This is a genomic window from Melioribacteraceae bacterium (assembly GCA_035362835.1).
Taxonomy (GTDB): domain Bacteria; phylum Bacteroidota; class Ignavibacteria; order Ignavibacteriales; family Melioribacteraceae; genus DSXH01.
Map to the genome: position 1 here is coordinate 697,036 of DAOSDY010000002.1, position 21,330 is coordinate 718,365.

At 38.3% G+C, this 21,330-nt stretch carries 18 protein-coding genes; 4 read left to right on the forward strand and 14 right to left on the reverse strand.

What is annotated here, in order from left to right; genetic code table 11:
* Nucleotide 1: 1 nt before the first annotated feature.
* The 8 genes from PLZ15_10330 to fni are packed head-to-tail and all read right to left on the reverse strand — an operon-like array spanning nucleotide 2 to nucleotide 9,753.
* A complete protein-coding gene (locus tag PLZ15_10330) occupies nucleotides 2-757 on the reverse strand; it encodes a hypothetical protein (GenBank protein ID HOI30141.1) in 756 nt (251 codons plus the stop codon).
* Complete coding sequence (locus PLZ15_10335) at nucleotides 729-1,871, reverse strand: PQQ-binding-like beta-propeller repeat protein (protein ID HOI30142.1); 1,143 nt, start codon at nucleotides 1,869-1,871, stop codon at nucleotides 729-731. Before PLZ15_10335 ends, PLZ15_10330 begins: the two co-directional genes overlap by 29 nt.
* The gene (locus PLZ15_10340; protein HOI30143.1) at nucleotides 1,868-4,681 is read right to left on the reverse strand and encodes a hypothetical protein; all 2,814 of its coding nucleotides are present in this window, start codon (nucleotides 4,679-4,681) and stop codon (nucleotides 1,868-1,870) included. The genes PLZ15_10335 and PLZ15_10340 overlap by 4 nt, the downstream gene beginning before the upstream one ends.
* Nucleotides 4,678-5,709 carry a bifunctional phosphoglucose/phosphomannose isomerase gene (locus tag PLZ15_10345; GenBank protein HOI30144.1) on the reverse strand — a complete coding sequence of 344 codons (1,032 nt, stop codon included), beginning with the start codon at nucleotides 5,707-5,709 and terminating at the stop codon, nucleotides 4,678-4,680. Before PLZ15_10345 ends, PLZ15_10340 begins: the two co-directional genes overlap by 4 nt.
* A 1-nt stretch (nucleotide 5,710) precedes the next feature.
* Complete coding sequence (ptsP, locus tag PLZ15_10350; GenBank protein HOI30145.1) at nucleotides 5,711-7,465, reverse strand: phosphoenolpyruvate--protein phosphotransferase; 1,755 nt, start codon at nucleotides 7,463-7,465, stop codon at nucleotides 5,711-5,713.
* Between the two features lies 1 nt (nucleotide 7,466).
* Complete coding sequence (locus PLZ15_10355) at nucleotides 7,467-7,733, reverse strand: HPr family phosphocarrier protein (GenBank protein ID HOI30146.1); 267 nt, start codon at nucleotides 7,731-7,733, stop codon at nucleotides 7,467-7,469.
* Nucleotides 7,733-8,719 (reverse strand): polyprenyl synthetase family protein, encoded by a 987-nt coding sequence (locus PLZ15_10360; GenBank protein HOI30147.1) that lies wholly within the window; start codon nucleotides 8,717-8,719, stop codon nucleotides 7,733-7,735. The genes PLZ15_10355 and PLZ15_10360 overlap by 1 nt, the downstream gene beginning before the upstream one ends.
* A complete protein-coding gene (gene fni / locus PLZ15_10365; protein HOI30148.1) occupies nucleotides 8,716-9,753 on the reverse strand; it encodes a type 2 isopentenyl-diphosphate Delta-isomerase in 1,038 nt (345 codons plus the stop codon). The genes PLZ15_10360 and fni overlap by 4 nt, the downstream gene beginning before the upstream one ends.
* A gap of 143 nt (nucleotides 9,754-9,896) precedes the next feature.
* Between fni and PLZ15_10370 the strand changes: the two genes are divergently transcribed.
* Nucleotides 9,897-11,408, forward strand: coding sequence for an MFS transporter (locus tag PLZ15_10370; GenBank protein HOI30149.1), 1,512 nt, complete (start codon nucleotides 9,897-9,899; stop codon nucleotides 11,406-11,408).
* 31 nt (nucleotides 11,409-11,439) lie between these two features.
* Here the strand turns inward: PLZ15_10370 and PLZ15_10375 are convergent, their stop codons facing one another.
* Genes PLZ15_10375 through PLZ15_10385 form a run of 3 tightly spaced genes read right to left on the reverse strand, consistent with a single transcriptional unit; the run spans nucleotide 11,440 to nucleotide 14,329 of the window.
* Nucleotides 11,440-12,279, reverse strand: a complete 840-nt coding sequence (locus tag PLZ15_10375; GenBank protein HOI30150.1) for a hypothetical protein — start codon at nucleotides 12,277-12,279, stop codon at nucleotides 11,440-11,442.
* 1 nt (nucleotide 12,280) lies between these two features.
* Complete coding sequence (locus PLZ15_10380; GenBank protein HOI30151.1) at nucleotides 12,281-13,555, reverse strand: MFS transporter; 1,275 nt, start codon at nucleotides 13,553-13,555, stop codon at nucleotides 12,281-12,283.
* Nucleotides 13,556-13,585: 30 nt separating this feature from the next.
* Nucleotides 13,586-14,329 carry a class I SAM-dependent methyltransferase gene (locus PLZ15_10385; protein ID HOI30152.1) on the reverse strand — a complete coding sequence of 248 codons (744 nt, stop codon included), beginning with the start codon at nucleotides 14,327-14,329 and terminating at the stop codon, nucleotides 13,586-13,588.
* Between the two features lie 158 nt (nucleotides 14,330-14,487).
* Between PLZ15_10385 and smpB the strand changes: the two genes are divergently transcribed.
* From smpB to PLZ15_10400, 3 genes are read left to right on the forward strand one after another with little or no spacing between them, the layout of a single operon-like run.
* Nucleotides 14,488-14,943, forward strand: coding sequence for an SsrA-binding protein SmpB (gene smpB / locus PLZ15_10390; GenBank protein HOI30153.1), 456 nt, complete (start codon nucleotides 14,488-14,490; stop codon nucleotides 14,941-14,943).
* A gap of 20 nt (nucleotides 14,944-14,963) precedes the next feature.
* Complete coding sequence (gene tyrS, locus PLZ15_10395) at nucleotides 14,964-16,196, forward strand: tyrosine--tRNA ligase (GenBank protein HOI30154.1); 1,233 nt, start codon at nucleotides 14,964-14,966, stop codon at nucleotides 16,194-16,196.
* An 18-nt stretch (nucleotides 16,197-16,214) separates the two neighbouring features.
* Nucleotides 16,215-16,760 carry an arginine decarboxylase, pyruvoyl-dependent gene (locus PLZ15_10400; protein ID HOI30155.1) on the forward strand — a complete coding sequence of 182 codons (546 nt, stop codon included), beginning with the start codon at nucleotides 16,215-16,217 and terminating at the stop codon, nucleotides 16,758-16,760.
* Nucleotides 16,761-16,777: 17 nt separating this feature from the next.
* Here PLZ15_10400 and PLZ15_10405 read toward each other — a convergent pair whose 3' ends face one another.
* Genes PLZ15_10405 through PLZ15_10415 form a run of 3 tightly spaced genes read right to left on the reverse strand, consistent with a single transcriptional unit; the run spans nucleotide 16,778 to nucleotide 21,283 of the window.
* Complete coding sequence (locus tag PLZ15_10405) at nucleotides 16,778-18,169, reverse strand: sodium:solute symporter family protein (GenBank protein HOI30156.1); 1,392 nt, start codon at nucleotides 18,167-18,169, stop codon at nucleotides 16,778-16,780.
* Nucleotides 18,156-18,809 carry a thiamine diphosphokinase gene (locus tag PLZ15_10410; GenBank protein ID HOI30157.1) on the reverse strand — a complete coding sequence of 218 codons (654 nt, stop codon included), beginning with the start codon at nucleotides 18,807-18,809 and terminating at the stop codon, nucleotides 18,156-18,158. The genes PLZ15_10405 and PLZ15_10410 overlap by 14 nt, the downstream gene beginning before the upstream one ends.
* Nucleotides 18,806-21,283, reverse strand: coding sequence for a TonB-dependent receptor (locus tag PLZ15_10415; protein ID HOI30158.1), 2,478 nt, complete (start codon nucleotides 21,281-21,283; stop codon nucleotides 18,806-18,808). The genes PLZ15_10410 and PLZ15_10415 overlap by 4 nt, the downstream gene beginning before the upstream one ends.
* Nucleotides 21,284-21,330 lie beyond the last annotated feature (47 nt).

Here is a 21,330-nt window from a genome sequence, read left to right on the forward strand (position 1 = left end):
TCTAATCGAAGAGGAACCTGTAAATCAAGTAACCGAAATTTACCTGAAGCAATCCGAAAGTAATACCGCTGTAGAGATCAAGCCGGTCAACCTCTTTTAATTTTGCCGGATCTTTCGATTGTAAAAAGCCTTCGTAACGGTTATCGGCTTTTATTTTGAAATACGCAGAAGCAGCGCCAAGAACCGCTGCCGTTCCTAAAAGAATCTTAAACAATTGGGAATCCGAAAACGATTCATCCTTCTTCTGTTCGGGTAATTCAAGCGGGATGCGGTTATAAAGCGATAGTTCACTGGAATGAACAGGTTTTGTGTAACCTTTCTTTTTCAACATTATTGTATGAAACTGATTTACACTTATAAAGTTTGGTGTATAAGCCATTAATGAATCATATATGAATACGGCAGCATCCTGCGGACTGGTGTCAACATAATATTTATCGAACAAATTAAAACTGATCAGATATTCCTTATCGCATAATTTTATGTTAACCGAATCGTTTATCTCGTGTTCGTTCCACCTCTCAAGATTTTCTTTAATTGTGAAATAGTATTTACCTAATGTAACTTCTCTTCTTACTTTACCATAACCTTCCAGCCGGTCGTTAATAAATATTAGTGCGCTGTCTTTATTTGTTTCGATTTCAAGAATGCTTTTGCAGTCCTGCCCGTTTGCATTTAATAAACCGCCAAGTAGAAACAACAGAATATTTAAGATATGTTTTCTCATATCAGTTGAAACTGAATGTTCTGTAAGCATGAATGTTGCCCCTGTCCGAGCCAAGGTAAAGAATTCCATCTCTGAGAAGTGGCGTAAGCTTGACCCTTCTTTCGAACTCGAGTGTTTTGAAAACCAATCCGAGCGAAGAACTAATCAGATGGACTTTTTTATTTGCGTCCGGCTGTATTAAAACTGTTTTTGTAAGAAGAGGCGTTGTGTTTATTGAACCATTTGTATCGTAAATCCAGATTTTTTTCCCGGTTTCTTTATTAAGTGAATATAATTTCCCCGATAAATTCCCGACGATCACCTTTTCATCATCAAAAACAGGAGTTGAAACAATTCTGGCTCCCGTCCCATATTTCCAATTAACTTTCCTGGCTTTGGTATCAAATGAGTAGATGTAACCTTGACTGTCCCCGAAATAAATTACATCTCCGTCGAAAGTAAATCCACCTTCAATAGGAGAAGATACTTTCTCCCTGAATATTATTGTCCCGTCATTTCGGATCATAAGAATCAACTCACCTTTCATAGTTCCGAGTGCAATAAAGTTATCGTTGGCAGCAGGATTTGACAATACCGATTCATTTATTCTAACCGAATATTCGCGTTGGGCTGCATAATTATACTTTATTAATTCACCCCTGTCTGTCAGAACGATTATACCATCCTCCAACCTGATCATCTCATTCGTAACCGAGCCGTTTATTCTATCCTCAGCAAGTATCTTGTTGTTCAGGTAATCGAACATTATCAACCTGGAATAGAACTGATTTTTTTCATTAACAATAAAAAATAATCTTAGACTGTTTACAACCGGAGCAACAGAAATTGCACCTGTGTATTTCTCATAGCCGACAGCTTTACCGTTTTCTTTAGCATAGGCGTAAATTCTTCCCGATAGATCTGCTGCAATCAAATATTCATCAACTATAAGCAAAGACGTATTAGGTTGACTGCCATTTGTAACTGCTGTCCATAACCATTGAAGGCTATCGGAGATCGATTCAGGTTGATAGAAAATTCTTCTCTCATTCAATCCGAAAGAGAGAACGCTTTTATCATCAATAAAAGTGTTCTTAAGAATAAGAGGCTGTGTGCAGGAGTATAAAAGAACCAGCGACGATATAATGAAAATAATCTTTTTCAAAAGTCCCACCCGAAGAAAAACTGATAAAACAAACGGGGCTGGAACTGCGAGAAATTCTTCTCTATCTTTTTACCGATATCATACCTTAGTGTTAGAGCATTGAATAAATTAATTCTAAAACCTAATCCAACGCTTCCCAGAGTTTCTTTATACTTATCATCCCATGCCGAACCGGCATCGAAAAAGATGGCCCCGCGTACTTCAAAAAGATTAAGTCCAATGAACGGTAATCTTATATAAAACTGGTCGATCATCGGGAATCTTAATTCTACGGATGTTAGCCAGAGTTTTTCTCCCCGTATAGACCATCGCGGCCATCCTCTTAAATCCCAACTGCCGCCTGCAAAATATCTCCGTGCTTCTTTACCATGATTTATGAAGAATGCTGCACGTCCTGCTAAAGCGCTTCTAAGACCAAGTCTGAAATATTTTCTGTAATCGGCAATAAAAGAGAAATAATTGAGATTACTGAATTTTACGTCACTGGTATATCCTAATAGTATTCTTAATCGAGAACCGTCGATTGGTCCTGAAGAAGCCCAGATTGAATTATCGTGCACAAACGAAAGCGTATTGGAGACCATCAGGGATTTTCTTGTAATGAATTTCTCTATAATTTCTTTATCAGAATTGGCAATGCTTACAGAAGCTTCTAGACGTTGAAAAGTAGAGAAAGGGAAATAAAGTTCGAAAAATCCTCCGTATACCCGTTCGTAGAAATAGACATCCGATTCGCGGATATCGTAGCGTCTGCCTGAATAATTGAAAATACCGTATCCGTAATTTGTCCGCTCGCTTAGACTGAGCCGGGTTATAGCAACATTAAAATTTTTCAGGATTTCACTCTGGACTTCAGCCGTGTTATAGAGATAGAATAGGTATCTGTCGTCTCCCAGCAAATCGCTAAGGCCGAGCAGTGCTCCGCCTCTCGAACCGAATACCGGATCTGTAATCAGCTGCCCTACCGCATAATCGAGTGTGTATTCACGTTCATAAACAAGCCGGTCGGTTTCAGCAGGAAGAGAGATTCTTTTTTCTATCCACCTGGCACGCGCTTTTGTAAATTCATTTGTCAGTACTGCTAACCCAGGCTCATAAATATTTTCGAGACTAAGATTGTAGAACTGGAAAGAGAAATTCTCAAAAGCGGAAGTGACAATATTCTTATTGTCGATAAACGTAAAGCTGTAAACACTTGTTACAAATCCTGTAATCTGTTCAATTTTATTCTGCTCACCCTTACTTCCATAATTCATTCTGTAGATGTTGTATGTCCCGTCGTAGTCGCATGTAAAATAGATCTGATTGAAATCCGGAGAGAAGGAAGGGGTTGAAAAGTTTGCGTTAATGTATGTTAAATAGTTTATCTGTTTCGATTCGATATCGTACTCAAAGAGATTATTCTTCTGTCTGAATTCTCCGGCCGTTCTATCGGAAGCATAAATTATTTTAAGATCATCTTTATAGAATACCGGATCGATATCCTGGTAATAATCGTTTGTAAGCCTCGTAAGTTCGGATTTTTGGATTTCGTAAGTATAGAGGTCGTTATACCCTTTCCTGTCAGTAGCACTGAAAACTATCAGATTTCCATCCCTTGAAAAATTGGGTGAACGAATTGATATCAGGTCTTCGAATCTAAGTGTTGCAACAATTTCCTCATCATAAATTGAATAGAGATGTATTACATCCTTGCCAAGTGATTTTGTAATGAAAGCGAGATAACCCTGGTTCGATAATCCGAGTGAATTTTCGAGAAGATGGAACGACTCAAAATCAGACTCCCTTTCACCCTCAATAAGAATTTCGGGATCGATATAATCATCCTGATCCAGATCGTACTTCATCCTGAATAGTGAAGAATAACCGTTATGGTTCCCTATAAAGTAGATCTCTTTGTTGCCGTTCCGTTCAAAATAAACCGGATCGAAATTGAATCCTTTGTTTGTAATCCGTTTCGATTTGATAAAATGAGGATAACGCGCTTCATAAAGAGGGAAATATTCCTGCCTTAGCTTGAATGTGAAATAATTATCGATCGCCTCGAATTTATCCCCAAGCGTAAATTCCAGATTTTCCCTGAACGAATTAAATCTCCAGAAATTTTCGAGCAGCAGAAGTATTTTTTCCTCACCGTACTTCGCAGCAACAAACTCAAGGAACTTCTGACCTTCTTTGTAGATAATATATCCGTACACACTTTCGAGGTTTTCGAGAGTAACAAAATTTCCGTTTAGAACCAGGTCGCGCATCACCATTTCCGACTGTGTATCCCAGTCGAACGACCAGTATTCAGCAAGACCTTCTACAAACCAGAGGGGCGGGAGTCTGGTGTTATCGATCCGGTGATCCGAGAGAATATTGAAAATCTTATTAGTCATAAAAACATGAACAAGTTCATGTCTTATAACATGTTTGAAACTGCCCAGATTCCCCTGGTAAGGAATTACGACACGTCCCTTCATAAATTCGAAAAATCCGCCTACACCTTCTGGAATAAATCCTGTGGTTATATTCGTCTGCTGAAAATGAATATGAGAGTTGTAAAAAATAAGCGGGATTTTTACTGTGATATAATGATTGAACTTAACCTTATATTCCTCGTAAGCATCCTCGGCATACCTGGCTCCTATCTCGGCAAGCTCTTCGAAATCATCATAATAATAGATGTTGAAATGTTCCGTCTTAAGGACTTTCCAGTTAAACTTTTCATACTGTACTTTATTTCTGCCGAAAAAATAGAACTGAGCAAATACAAATTGCGGAATAAAAACAATCAGCAGAATATATTTCCAGTTCTTAACCGTCAAAGACGTTCCTTTAGATAGTTTATGTTATCAATCGAAGTGGGATTTATACCCCGTATTACAGCAAGGTAATATGAAATCCAATCGCCGAAGTAAATAATATCCACAAGTCTTTCCTTCCAGGTTTTTTCTTTGCTGGATATATTAATTATTTCGCATCCCTTCTTTCTAATTATCTCGGATGTAATTTCATAACGTTTCTTAACCTGAGGATGATAATCTTCATCCATTATATTTATTAGAATCAGGTTTACCTGTTTTGGATCGAATGTATCCCAGCCGAGTATTTCATTATGATCGAGTTCCGGGAGTAATCCGTAAAAAGAATGAAGCTTGGAATTTTCATTAAACTGTCCTTTATACCTCGCGCCAATTGCAGAAGTGTATTCGGATACTGCGTAAATTAACGGTATATAGCCGATAAACTTCTGTGCAAGATCGAGCGCGTCATTCTTTGTCTGAGAATATACTTCCCCTTTACGCTTCAGCAATCCGATAATTGAATTAACAACTTCATTTTGTTCGGGAATCAATTTCAAAGATTGAACTAATTTTAGCAATGTAAAAAAATTGACCCAGAGAGCGAATCGCGGCTGGTATCCTTTCATCAACCTACCGAGCGGAAATTTATTTTTAAGTGCGAATTCCTCGAGTTTACCGCCCGTTGTTATGCAAGCGACCTGGCATTTTCGTTGAATTGCTTCGTTAGCAGCAGCAAGAGTTTCTTCTGTGTTCCCGGAATAAGAAGATGCAATTACAAGTGTACTTTCGTCCGCATAGGGAGGCAGCTCATAGTTTCTATTTACTACATAAGGGTATTTCAATTCTGTCCTGAAGAAATTCTGCAGAAGGTCGCCGCCTATAGCCGAACCGCCCAGTCCGCTAAGCACAATATTTTTTATTTTCGATGTGTCTATAGACGAAACATCTATTTGGCTTTGCCATGCGGATTCAACCTGGTAGTAGGATTCCTGTAAAACTTTAAACTGGTTTTCATTGTCGTACATCTTGATCATTTCTTGGATTTCCATTTTATCCTCTTATTAAATTTTTGATAAGATCCTGGATTTGTGAATTAAAGAAATTGTGCAGGTGCTGACTAATCTCCTTCTCTGAACTGAAATTGATGCATTCCTGGGCCAGAGTTTTAAGCTCTTTATAATTAAGACTTCTTACGATTTTTTTAATTAAAGGAATAGCGGAGGCAGAAACACTTAACGAGTCCAAGCCAAGGCCGATAAGAAGCGGGACAGCGAACGGATCGGCAGCCATCTCTCCGCACATACTAACCGTAACACCGGCTTTTTTACCTTCGGAGATAATATGATGCAGTGTTCTTACAACTGCCGGATGAAATTCCTGATATTGACGGGATACAATATCATTACCCCTGTCAACAGCAAGCAGATACTGGATAAGATCGTTAGTGCCGATACTAATGAATTCCACTTCAGCAGCAAATTCTTTAGCCATCACGGCTGCCGAAGGTATTTCGATCATTATTCCTATTCCGATATTTTTATCGAACTGTTTCCCCTCGGCTTTCAGTTCTTTTTTACATTCCTCAATAATTCTCTTGGATTCTTTTATTTCATAGATCGATGCAATCATCGGAAGCATAATTTTAATATTCTTATGAGCACTGGCTCTGAGGATTCCTTTAATCTGGACTTTAAAGAGTTCCGGGTTATCCAGAAGGAGACGAATTCCTCGCCATCCGAGCATCGGATTCGGTTCATGGAGGTCAACCGGAAGTACTTTATCTCCGCCAATATCGAAAGTTCTTATTATCACTGTTTCAGGATAGATCTGTTCAGAAATATTCTTATAGATCTGGTATTGCGATTCTTCATCCGGGAATTCTTCATACTCTTCGAACAGTTGCTCAGTTCTAACAAGGCCGATCCCATTAGCTCTATTATGAAGAATAAAATCCATTTCGCTCGAAACATCAAGGTTTGCAAGTAGCTTAACTTCCCTGCCGTCAATTGTTTCTGCAGGAAGATCTTTCAGTTTATTCAGTTCTTCATCGTGCTGGGAGAGTTTTCTAATTTTCTCTTTATAAGAAGTTAGCTGATTCTCATCCGGATTGATTATAACCTGGCCGAAAAAGCCGTCTATAATTATCAGGTCGTCATCTTTAATCTTATTTGTAGCTTCATGTACGCCTACTACTGCAGGAACATTTAATGACCTTGCAAGTATCGCAGCATGGGATGTAAGACCGCCAAAATCAGTAACATAACCTTTAACATCAGCACGTGCGAACAGGACAGTATCGGACGGTGAGAGATTTTGTGTAATAACAATTAGGTCGCTAGAAATTCTGCTTTTAAGTTTTTTCTTTTTCAGATTCCTAATTATTCTGTTTTTAATATCCTCTATATCATGTGAACGCTCTTTCATGTAAGGTTCGTTAGAGGAATTCATAATCCTGGTATACCTTGAGATTTCGTCCTCAACAATATATTCAGGGACTTTCATTTCTTTTTTAATCCTGTTCTCAATTGTAGAGATGAGTATCGGATCGTCGAGAATCATAATCTGAGCATCAAAGATAGCTGCCCTTTTTTCGCCAAGCTTATCTACCGCAAGGGAGAAGATTTTCCTGAGTTCCTTCCTGGATTGCGCCAGAGCCGAATCCAGGTTTTGTAGAGCTTCCTCGATATTTGTAATTGAATCTTCCGAGACAGATTCTTTCTGTTTCTCGTATATGAATGCTTTGGCAATTGAAATACCCGGGGCCGCTGCAATTCCTTTTAATATGTTGTCTGCCTTTTTATCCATGTTACATCTCGTCAAATCCTCTGTTAAAATAGTCGATTATTTCAAGTGAGGCTTCATTCTCATCGGGACCGTCGAATGTTAATACGATTTCAGAACCTTTCTCTGCAGCCAGCGTCATCACACCGATAATACTTTTTCCGTTAATATGCATTCCGTCCTTATTGAGGAAAAATTCACACTTGTATTTTGATGCAAGCTTTACAATCGTTGCTGCAGGACGTGTATGAAGTCCTGCATTGTTCACTATTTTTACAGTTCGTTCAATCATTATTTCTTTCTACCGATTAATGCATTAGCAAGCCAGTTCATTAGTAATCTTCCTTCTTCATCCGGAAGATAAGAAGAATTTTTTAATGCTAATTGAGTGTACCGTAGAATTTCTTTCTTTGCATCCTCAATAACATTCAGATCCTCATAAATTTTCTTGTACCGTCCGACTTCCGATCTGTCGATCCCCTTGTTTCTGATTAACTGTAAGAGGAGATTTCTGTTTTTACCGGAAGATTTTTCCAATGCACGTAGAAATAAATAAGTCTTCTTTCCTTCGACGAGATCGCTGCCGATTTTCTTGCCGAACTTCTCCTCTTCACCGATTATATCCAACAGGTCGTCTTGAATCTGAAAGGCCATTCCGAGATATTTCCCGTAATTTCCTGCAGCTTTGATATTTTTTTCATCAGCCCCTGCTATACCTGCGCCAATAAGACAGCACATTTCAGCAAGTGCAGCGGTCTTTTTGTAGATCATTACTTTGTATTCTTTTATTGTAACGACCTTCCTCAGCTCAAATTCTTTATCAAGGCTCTGACCTTCGCAAACTTCAATAATTCCCTGCGTAAATATCTTTAGAATTTCCGCACAGTCTTTTTTACAGTCTTTAAGAAGATTCTCATATGATAATGCAACCAGTATATCACCGGCAAGAATAGCAGTATTGGTGTCGTACTTTTTATGAAGTGTCAACCTGCCTCTTCTGAGATCAGAATTATCCATGATATCATCATGGACTAATGTGAAGTTGTGCAGAAGTTCTACAGCAAGAGCAGCGTTATATGCATCTTTAAATTTTCCGCCTACTGCCTTAGCTGAAGAAAGAACTAAAAAAGGACGTATTCTTTTACCGCCGCCTTCGAGGACGTATTTACTCGGTTGATAAAGCGATTCCGGTTTTTTACCCTTAAAATAGAGAGCCAGCTTCGATTCAATTTTTTTTAATTCGCTACGGTACATTAATTCACTCGTAAGAGTTTTCAATAGAGCTCCGATTTTCTAATTAGATTTTTTTTTTTGAAACTTTTTATATCCGGTGAGCCGGTCAGATACATTATTTTTTTAACAACGTTGAACCATTCATTTACTAAATCTATAACACCTGATTCTCCGTAAGAATTCACAACCTGGAGAATTTTTCTGGCTGAGGCAGCTATATCGGCGCCGAGTAAAAGAGATTTTGCAATTTCCTCAGGCATATTTATTCCTCCCGAGGAAATCAGCATAAAACGGTATTTCTTTCTGAGTTGATTCACTGTCCTCAGACAGTATGAAGTCGGCAGACCCCATTCCCTGAAATACTGATCCTCTTTTTTACTTCTGATCAATTCAACAGCGGCCCAGCTTGTACCACCCGCTCCCGCCACATCAATCCCTTTTACTCCGGCTTCAAGAAGAATTCTAGAGGCCGCAACAGAAATGCCGGACCCGACTTCTTTAGCTATAAGCGGTATTTTCAATTTTGCCGCAAGCCGTTCAACGGCTTTTATAAGACCTTTAAAATCGGTCTGGCCTTCGGGTTGAATTAACTCCTGAAGTGGATTAAGGTGGATAACGAATGCATCTGCTTCTATTAGATCTGAAAGGTATTGTACATTTTCAACAATATTTTTTGATTTGGCCACCTGTGCTGCACCAAGATTTCCAATAACAGGAACATTGCCGGCATTCTTTCTAATCACTTTAAATGAGTTAAGGTGATTCGAATTTTCTAGGGATTGTCTCTGGCTCCCCACACCAATCGGAATATTCAGATGTCTGGCAGCAATCGCCAGTTTTTCATTTATTTTTGCTGCTTCGCCTGTGCCGCCGGTCATGCATGAGATCAGAAACGGATAGGATATTTTCTTCTTAAAGAAATTTGTTGATAGATCGATTTTTTCTATTCGCACTTCCGTTGGAGCAAAATGCTCGAATTCATAATTCTCAAAACCATTGGTCCGGTAATTGAATTTGACATCATCCGTTAAACATAATTCAATATGATCTTTCTTTCTTTTTGAAGTTTGGCTTTTCATTATTAGAAGGTCTGTAAATTCACCGACAAAATAAAAATTTTCCGGTATATAATCTGTTCAATCATTCAAATATTCTTATTGAATCTCCATCTTATTTGAAATAAATTGAAAACCGGAGTTTACACTAAACTGGCGGAATAACAATGTCCAAACCCAAATTAAGTTTCTGGCAGATCTGGAATATGAGTTTCGGTTTTTTGGGAATTCAATTCGGATTTGCTCTGCAGAATGCAAATGTAAGCCGTATTTTCGAAACTCTCGGAGCTGAGATCGATAAAATACCGATCCTCTGGATTGCCGCACCCGTTACCGGATTAATTGTACAGCCGATAATAGGCCATATGAGCGATAAGACATGGAACCGTCTTGGAAGGAGAAGACCGTATTTTCTTGTAGGTGCAATACTTGCATCGGCCGCACTTCTTATAATGCCAAATTCACCGTACCTATGGTTTGCTGCAGGAATGCTCTGGATACTAGACGCATCAATCAATATCTCAATGGAACCTTTCAGGGCATTCGTAGGCGATATGCTTCCTTCCGAACAAAGGACTGTTGGATTCTCTATGCAGAGCTTTTTCATTGGGACAGGAGCTATAATTGCTTCAGCCCTCCCCTACATAATGACTAACTGGCTTGGTATTGCGAATACGGCGCCGGCAGGAGAAATCCCCGACTCCGTTAAGTATTCATTTTACATCGGAGGAGTTGTATTCCTGCTGGCAGTAGTTTGGACTGTCTTCAGCTCTAAAGAATATTCACCAGAACAATTAAAGAAATTCGACGAGGCCGAAAAATCTTCTTCCCAATCCAAACAGATCACCTACTCTACAGAACCGGTAAACCGGAATATTTTATTTAGAAACGGATTGATCTGGGTTGTTGCAGGATTAATTTTACTCTCCTTCTTCAACTATTTTCTTTATATCGATCTTGGCCTTATAGTTCTATTCGGCGGTATAAGTCTATTTGGTCTTCTTCAGATAATTTCTGGATTAATGACAAACGGTAAAAAGCAGAACGGATTTGTTGAAGTAATTAATGATTTATATAAAATGCCTAAGACAATGATCCAGCTGTCCTATGTTCAGTTCTTTTCCTGGTTTGCCCTCTTTGCGATGTGGATTTATACAACACCTGCCGTTACACATCATATTTACGGCGCAACAGACAACACTTCGGAATTATATAACGAAGGAGCAAACTGGGTTGGTGTATTAATGGCAGTCTATAACGGATTTGCGGCAATTATGGCATTCGCAATCATGTGGATTGCCAGCCGGACCAGCCGCAAGACTGTTCATATGATCAGTCTTGTTATCGGTGGTATAAGTCTTTCGTCATTTTATGTAATAAAGGATCCGCAATTACTTCTAATTGCTGAACTTGGAATCGGACTGGCGTGGGCTTCAATTCTTGCAATGCCTTATGCAATACTAACCGGTTCCCTCCCTTCGCATAAGATGGGAGTATATATGGGGATATTCAACTTCTTCATTGTAATACCTCAGATTACAGCCGCTGCTATACTCGGATTCTTTGTTAGAAGTCTCTTTGCAAACGAAGCAATCTATGCTTTGCTGCTTGGCGGATTTTCGATGATAGTGGCAGGGATACTTGTAATGTTCGTAAACGATGTTGATGAAGTAAGATAAAATTAAGTAGCAGAGCTATTCTACAGCTCTGCTACCGGTTTTTATTAATTACAACCTGAACTGCATAATCCGATAAGAATTTTTCTTTAGAACCTTTCAGATCGAGCAATTCTATTTTTATAATACGGTATGAATCTTTAATATTTTCGGTAAATACTGTTTCTTTAACTCTGTAATCTACATTTTTTCTCCAGTCGGAGGATCCCGATTTCCAGTTCTTATCGAGGCAACTTGAAATACTATTGATTAAGTCTTTGTGAAGTTTTTCTGCCTCGTTCAAGTTATCTGTTTCCAGGAAGACTGAAGTAAAGGAACCGTCACTCTCGTCAATAAATGAATCTTTTGCACCTTTCAGTTTAATAAATGAATTTGAAGAATCATACCGGTTTTCTAACAGCAGGAAGAATGCATTTGAGTGAGCAAGAATAAATTGAAGTGAAGTGCAGAAGTCAGCATCAGCCGGTAGCGATACTGAATTTGATCCCGCGATTGCATACTGGAACTGATATTCCCCTACAGAAGAAGAATCTCCTACTACGTAAAGTATCCATTCACCGTCTTCTGTAATATCAGTAATGATGCTTGCAAATCCCGGTGTAGTTTTATCGCTCTGCTTAAAAACATCGCCTTGCGGTGTAACGAATATCAATCCAGGATTAAATTTTTCTGAAAAGACAATAAAATTAACGGTTTCACCTTTGTATAACGGAATCCTGTAACCGTCATATCTTCCGAATTCAGGCTTCAAATTGTCAGATAAAGTAAGACTTCCTTTTGTTTCATTGAACTCGACTTCAAACTGTGCATAAGAAAGGTTTGATACTAACAGAATAAATAATACAATGTATTTTTTGAAATCTGAGTATTTCATTTTAATGTCCTGATCCTACTTTGCTATTTTGTGATTGTTTTGTTACCGGATTATCTTTAACCATTACCCAGAGAAGCGAAGAAGTTAGAAGTGTTACACCGCTGATAATGAAGATAAGACTTTTATCAGATGAATTCTGTATGAAAGATCCGAGTACAAGACTAACAAACAATTGAGGCAGAACTACTGATAAATTGAAAATCCCCATAAAGAAACCCATCTTCGACTTATTTACCTTTTCCGACATAATAGCAAATGGAAGGCTTACAATTGCGGCCCAACCGATTCCGCATACAGCCATTAGAATCCAAACTATAAGAGAAGAGGAGCCGAACAGAACAATTCCAAAATATCCAAGAGACATTATTGCAACTGCGAGCATATGAGTTTTTACTCTTCCTATTTTTTCTGTTACAGGTTCAAGAACGAATGCCGGCAGAAGCGCGCCTACCGCATTAAGAATTAAGAAAGAGATGGATAATATCTGACCTGTTTCATCAATTGATGAGGGATTCAATTTCTGTTCTACGTATCCGATCATATAAACAAACATTGTCTGCACACCGATCCACGAAAATGAATGTGCAAATAAGAGTTTAAGGAACTGACTCCAGTCGGTTTTCGACGAATGATTTTCACTAATCTGAGATTTTTCAACTGTCAATTCTTTTTTTTCTTTTATAAAGAAAAGGGGAACAATTGAGAACAACAGTACGAGTATAACTCCGAAATAGATCAGGAAATAATTTCCGAATACTGCACCGATTGCATAAGCCAGTACACCGAACGATCCGGATATTGTCTGCATCCATGTATATCCTTTGGTACGTGGTACACCTTCGGGCGTTACATCGGCAATAATTGAACGGGTCGGGTTGAAAGAGATATTTATTGCAAGGTCGAGTGTAAGAGCAACAACAACCGCAACTACAATAATACTTGTCATTCCGAATAATTCACTAATTTCGCCAATATTCGGCAGAGCGAAAAGCATAAGAGCCGCTAAGCTACCGCCAATAAGAATAAATGGCCGGCGTCTTCCGCCCCAGAACCAGACGTTATCGCTTATAAGTCCGACAATGGGCTGGCCAATAATTCCAGCGAGAGGTCCGGCTGCCCAGACAAAACCGATCTCGTGGAGGTCCAGATTAAATTTTGTGCGCATCAACCAGCTTAATGCAGCAATCTGAATTGATAGGGCAAATCCCATTGCTGTGGCAGGCAGACTAAGTATTGAATAGAACGGTTTACTAAGCCGTTTCTGCATTTCTAACATTTCAACCTCGCGTGTGTTGTTTTCAAAAACTTAAACTTTCTTAAATAAACCTTCATAACCAAATGTTACAATTTCTCTAACCAGAGGTATGCCGGGTATTTTAAACTTCGGCAGATTATACCGGTAGCCGTATATCGGTCTGAAAAGAAATAATTCTTTCTTGACCGGGATTAATTTATTTGAAAAAATATATTTCTCGAAAAGGCCGATTTTCATTCCGGTTGAATAATGCAATTTAATTTCATCAACATAATCAACTCTTTCATTCAATGATTTTGCGATAGGCCGCAGTATAGGCTCCGGCAGAAGATGCAGATATGGAATAAATTTCAAAAAACTTTTAGCAATCTGCTGATGACCGGCAAACGGTGAATACTTTGGCGGAAATGTTATAAACAAATATCCGTTTTCATTTAACAGATTATTGAGGTTATTGAAAAGTGCATATTTATTATGAACATGTTCAATCACTTCACGCATTATTATTAAATCAAATTTTCTTCCAATTCTGTCAGGCAGCGTCTGATCTGTTATATCACCCTGAATAATTTTAAGTGAAGAATTCTGTTTCATGGCAATGTCAATCCGGTCCCTGCTCAACTCTATGCCTGTAGCATCAAATCCGGTTTTGGTCAATACATCAATCAATCCTCCTTCCGCACACCCGATTTCAAGTATTGTCATATCATTAAATCCGGGAATGTTTTTCTGGAAATAAGGAAGAAGATAGTTTAGAGTATATTCCTTCTGTTCAAAGAAATGCTTTTCGGCCATGATTCTCTTTAAAAGTTGGGTGAAAATTTAATGAAAGTTTTGGAATGGAAAAAATTTGTCCGGACAGTTATTACAATTTGATAAAAATCATTTGGAATCGGATAAATTCTTGCATTTATTTGTCAATAAAAATAAATTTTGTCCGGCATTTTGAAATTATGGTCGATAATACTTCTGAGAAGAATTTAACAGTTAACAGGAAAGCCCAGCATGAATACTTTATTCTGCAGCGGTTTGAAGCCGGTATCGTTTTATTAGGATCCGAAGTTAAATCTTTAAGGCTTAACAGGGCTTCGCTTGTTGACAGCTTCGCAAGTGTTGAGAACGGTGAGGTCTGGCTCTACAATGCTAATATTAATGTTTACGACCAGGCCAGTATAAATAATCACGACCCTGTCCGGAAAAGGAAGCTGTTATTCAATAAAAACGAAATAAGAAAATTAATAAAAGCAACTGCTGAAAAAGGGAATACATTAATTCCACTAAGACTCTACTTCAAAAATGGAAAGGCTAAAGTTGAGATTGCAGTAGCAACAGGTAAAAAGAAGTTCGATAAGCGTGAAGATATAGCTAAAAGAGAAATTAGCCGTGAACTTCAGCGAAAGCTGAAATAATATTTAACCGGAGACCACTATTGAGTAAAAAAGACTTATTCCCTCCCGTAAATGAACAGATGGATATCATAAAACGTGGAGCCTTTGAGATTATCCCCGAAGAAGCACTCATTCAGAAACTTGAAAAATCCTTAAAAGACAACAAACCGCTAATTATAAAGTTAGGCTGCGATCCTACACGTCCCGACCTTCACCTTGGGCATTCCGTTGTGTTGAGAAAACTTGCACAGTTCCAGCAACTTGGACACAGCGCAGTACTTATTGTAGGTGATTTTACCGGAATGATTGGCGATCCATCCGGAAGAAATGCAGCCCGACCCCCTCTTTCGTTTGAAGAAGCCAGAGAGAACGGCAAATCATATTTTGAGCAGGCTTCCAAGATTCTTGACAATGCAAAAACCAGAATTGTTTACAATTCCGAGTGGCTCGGAAAAATGAGTTTTGAGGATGTAATACGTCTGGCTTCCAAATATACTGTAGCCCGAATGCTTGAAAGAGACGATTTTACGAAGCGCTATAAGGGTGGAATACCTATTTTGATGCACGAGATCCTCTACCCGCTGGCACAGGCAATGGATTCAGTTGCAATTAAGAGCGATGTTGAACTGGGCGGAACTGATCAGAAATTTAATCTCCTCGTTGGGCGTGATATTCAGCGTGAATTCGGAGCAGACCCACAAGTAATCCTTACAATGCCTCTACTGGTAGGAACAGACGGCGTAGAAAAGATGAGCAAGTCCCTGGATAACTATATCGGCATAAATGAACCTCCAAAGGAAATCTATGGAAAGACTTTATCTATATCTGATAGCATGATCTATCCGTATTTCGAATTGACTGCGGATATATCGAATGAGGACCTGAAAGAAATCCGTGAACTGCTTAAAGATAAAACAGTTAACCCCAGGGACATCAAAAGGAAGTTAGCCAGGACTCTAGTGGCAATGTATCATTCAGAAGAAGCTGCCGTTATTGCAGAACATGAATTCGACAAAATATTTGTAAAAAAGGGATTGCCTGATGAAATTCCGGAGATTGTAATTCCGGCTAATGAATCAGGTATTGAAATTCTCGATCTGTTAGTTCAAGTAGGCTTTGCTCCATCTAAAGGAGAAGCTCGAAGGCTGGTACAGCAGGGTGGCGTTACTGTAGACGGTAATAAAATCTCCGACATTAAAGAGGTTATAAAACTTGAAGGGAGTAAAGTACTGAAAGTAGGTAAAAGAAATTTTATTAAAATTGTTTGTTCATAAATAGGGAGGAATAGCAAATTGTACGTTCCAACAAAAATCTTCTTCACCAAAGGAGTAGGAAAGCATAAAGAATATCTTGCATCCTTCGAATTAGCTCTTCGAAGTGCCGGGATCGAAATATGTAATCTTGTTTCTGTAAGCAGTATTTTCCCGGTAGGTGCCAAAGTCATTTCAAGAACGCAGGGTTTGAAACTCTTGAAACCCGGCCAGATTACACATTGTGTAATGGCAAGAAACGCTACAAATGAACCGAACCGTTTAATTGCCTCCTCTCTTGGAGTTGCAATTCCGGCTAATAAAACAATGTACGGATATCTTTCAGAACATCATCCATACGGTGAAACGGAAAAAGTTGCGGGAGATTATGCGGAGGATCTTGCTGCTACAATGCTAGCTACTACTCTTGGTATAGAGTTTGAGGCCGAAAAGGCCTGGAATGAACGTGAACAGGTCTATAAGATGTCGGGTAAAATTGTAAGAAGTTTTAACGTTACCCAATCTGCACAGGGCGATAAAAACGGATTATGGACAACAGTACTTGCAGTTGGAATTCTTCTTCCTTAAACCATTATAAGAGCGGTTTAATTTAACCGCTCTTTTTTTATTAATCCAGCTAAATGAATTATCAGTGCTGCAATTAATCCGGCTATCATCGGTTCAACCAATTGAAGATATTGATTTTCAATTTTATCTATTATGAAATACCATATTACACTTAATAAAGGAGCTGCAATTATTTCGCTAATTGCATATTTATACCCCACTTTGAACTTTTCGTAGTAAGCCCCGAAAATCAGTAATATAATTCCCGGTATACAAAAGCTTCCAACAACAAACCAGAGATTAATAACAGATTGAACAGTGTACGCAAGAAGTATTGCAACGATAGCTGATATCAATATACCGATTCTGGTAAAGAGTATTAAATCCGCCTTCTCCCGATTTTTCAATTGTTTAAAGACTAAATCTCTTCCAAAAGTGGTTGCACTGAGGAAAAGGAAGCTGTTCGAAGTAGAAAGAATTGTTGCAAACAGCGCGGCATAGAAAATACCTTTCAGACCGCTGGATAATATTTTTTCAGCATAGAGAGGAAATGCCATTACAGGATTCTCCAGACCGGGGATTAATGCCCTTGAAAAAAGTCCCGTTGTAGTTGTCAAAAAATCGAAAACTGCCCAGAGTAATACAGAAATTATTATCCCCCATTTTGCGGTCGAAGAGTCCTTTGCCGCATAACATCTCTGATGAAATCCCGGATCAGCAAAAGTCCATAGCGCTATAAGAAACCAGACCAGTATATAGAATGAGGAAGCACCTCCGGTTAAGCTGAGATGATCGGGAGGCAAATTATTTGCCAAAAAATTCAGATCGCCTACATCCTTAAACGATACAATAACAATTATTATGAATCCTGCGAACATTATGAAAAACTGAAATACATCAGTATAGAGATCACTTTTATAACCTCCTTTGATCAAGTATATTGATGAAAATAGAGCAGCTATAATAATTGATGTAAGCAGATCTGTCTTAAAAATTAGCTGAAGCAGGCTTCCGACCATTAAAATATAAGGTGCCGGTGAAACGAGTATAAAAATAAGAACTGATGATAAAAGACCGATTAGATGGCCATATCTGGCTTCAAGCATATCTGGTATAGTAAAGAGTGAGGCATTCCTTATTTTCGGCGCTAAGAAAAAAGCAAAAACAATCGCAAAGATGTAATAAGGTAATCCCTGTGTAAACCAGCTCAATAATCCGAATTTATAAGTGAATTCACCTACTCCGAGAATTCCACCGTACCAGGTAGATACATTTGTAAGGATAAAGAGAAAGAGACCTACTTTCCTTCCCGATAAAAGGTAAGATTCTGCAGTATCATCTTTCCGGATCGAGGGTAGGAATCCTATAAGAACCATCACAGCAAAAAAAGTAACGATTATTATTATATCAGTACTGCTAAATGAGACCATTCTCTTTCATCACCTTCAAATCACGGACAATAAAAACTGATCCATTAAGGATCTTAAGTTTCAGCATATCAGAAGTAGCAATATTGCTTGTACTCTCCCGTTTTCCGAATGGGAGAGCAATATTCTTAAGTGGAAATTTCAATCCGACGGAAGTAATTTTAGCCGATTCGTCAAATCCGTAAATAGAGATTGTTTCGCCTGGTATTGTATTTAAAACGGTGTTCCCCTTAAACGTCCTGAGCAAAGATTTTTTATGGATTACGGTAACAGAAATCCGGTTAGAAAATTTCAGAACTATACCAAGATTACAGAATGAATGATCGAGGCGGTCGCCGGTAGCTCCGAGAAGAACCGCTTCTTTATAATTTTTTGATATTGCATATTTTAGAGCTTTTTCAACATCTGTATCGTTCTGACGATTAATCTTATTGATAACGCATTTATCATTAAAATACTCTGTAACATCCTTCCGTATCGAATCAAGATCTCCAATTATTAGGTCGGGAATTAATTTATACTTATAAGCAGTATTCGCGCCTCCATCGGCACAGATAAGGAGTGAATAGCCGGAATCTTTTAAATAAGAAATCAATTTCCGGTCCGGGGCTTCACCGTTAGCAAGAATAATACATTTTTTCATAAGCCGATCCGCATTCCGATTAATAAGTTCCTCTCTGCGGCAGGGAAATATTCCTTCCCTATTCCGTATGAGGCAAAGAGGTTATTAAATAAATTATTTACCTGAATAAATATTTTTATACTTTCCATAACCGGATCCGGATTCAATTCATAACTCGAATAGAAATTAAGTACTAAATAAGAGTCCACTTTATTATCCGTATAATCTGTTAATCCGGGATACAGATTTAAATAACGGGTCAGATTGTTGTCGTAGTTATCCGTATAGAATTCGCCGACATATTTTGCAGTTAGCTTCGCATAAAAGTTATTATAATGATAATTAATAATTGCATTAAATGTAACATCGGGGAAACCGCTGATTCTGTTTCCTGATAGGTCAACTTTCAACGGCACCGGACTTCCATCGTCATAAAATGTAAATCCGTTGCTTATATAATTTTTACCGAATGAACCGTTCAGCACAAGATCAAATGATTGATTCAATTTATAACCGAGACTGCCTTCTATTCCATAGTGAATTGTTTTATTCATATTCCCGGTGACGGGTTGACCAAAACGGTCCAGCTTACCATTTTTAACGATCTCATCATTAAAAATCATATAGTAGAGATTGACCGATCCGGATAAATCAGTTCCGTTGATAAATGTTCCCAGTTCATAATTATTCATCTGTTCTGGTTTTACAAGAGGATTGGAAAAATCGTACCTGCCCCCTGGTGTAATTTCGAACTGCGGTACTGCACCCCCGCTTGATTCGGCAGCATCATAGTAATTCTTTAATCTCGGTTCTCTTGTAACATTCGCGTAAGAAAAATAAATATTATGATCTTCATTTATTCTATAGTTAATTCCAACTCTGGGATTCAGGAAAATGCCGTCAATTTCAAATTCATTGTTAAGGTATTTTTCATTTTTTATTGAATATTTATGATATGCAAACTGTAATTCGGCAAGCAGATTTATCCGTTCATTAAGAGAATAATTCTCATTGAGAAAGAAATTTACAATGTCTTTGCCGCCTTCATAATAATAGTACCGGAAATCTTTAGTAATACCAGCGGGCAGATTCTCACCATAATTTAGGCTGCCCCAATGAACCGATTGGTGTTTCCTGATTTCACCTCCAAGAATCAGTTCTCCAGACTGATGCGAAATACTAATACGGGGGATCCAGCCGAATTGCTTGTTTTCTACCATTGCCCGAATTAATACGTTGGATGGATTTGTTAAAGGCATAAAACCGTTTTGAGAGGTTAGACGGAAATATGTTGTATCGCCCCAGGAGCCGTCATAATCGAAAAATCCGTCGCCCAATACAGCGAAAAGCGCTGAATTGAATATAACACGGTCACTCATTCTGTATTCATTAAGCAATTCAAAGTGAGATTGAGAAAAATTCTCGATCTCATCCGGTCTTCGAAGGGCCTTATATGTGTAACCATTCTGATCCGCTTCCCAGTATGATAAATTTTCTTTACGTAAATCCGGATTGTTAACAGCAAATTTCGGCAGACCGTTATAAGCTAGTCCATCGGCAATCGGACCGCCGTATATGTTTATTTGAGAAGTTAATTTTTCATCATATCTAACAGCTGATAAATGGAATGCATTAAAATCAATCCAGCTTAAATTTCTGTAACCGCTGCTTAAAGTTTTTGATAAATTAGTATAGAAGGAATATTTTTTACCTACCAGTCCGCTTGAATAAGTCAGTCCGTATTTCCTAGTGTTATAATCCCCTATCGACGCGGTGAATTCCATTCTGGGTTTATCCGAAAAAGCAGATGTAATTATGTTTATGGAACCGCCAATTGAAGGATAACCTGTAATACCCGAACCCGCTCCTCTCTGTACCTGAATAATCTCAGTACTTTCAAGAAGGTCCGGGAAATCGAGCCAGTAGACATTATGATCTTCAGGGTCATTCTGCGGAATTCCGTTTATAGCAACTGAAATTCTCCTTTGATCGAATCCCCTTATGCTCAAATAATTATAACCCAATCCGTTTCCATTTTCTGAATAAAACATAACAGAAGGCAGGTAACTTAATATTTCAGGAATATCCTGGTTTGTATAGGATCGCTCAAGTTCCTTCCGATCAATTTTTGAAAATGTGACAGGCGTTATTCCCTCTTTTGCAATTGATCCCTGAACAAGAACAGTCTGACTGGAAATGATATTGCTGTTCAGCAGAATTATTTTATTACCTTGAAGATATTCTGAGACTGAAATCTGAAACGATTTAAAAGCGATATGACTGAATGTTAAAATGGCGTCTGGAGTAAGGTCCCCTATAAGAACAAATTCACCATTCTCATTTGTTGATGTACCGATTGAGGTCCCTTTGATTATTATATTAACCAGTGGAATAGGTTCCCGGTCGTAATAATTAAGGACTCTCCCGCCCAATTCTTTTATTTGGGCTAAAAGCGGGACTGTTATAAACAAAAAAAGAATAATTAATTTTTTCATTTTATTCCTCCATCCTGTTTAAACAGGAGATAGTCCGTTTTAAAACG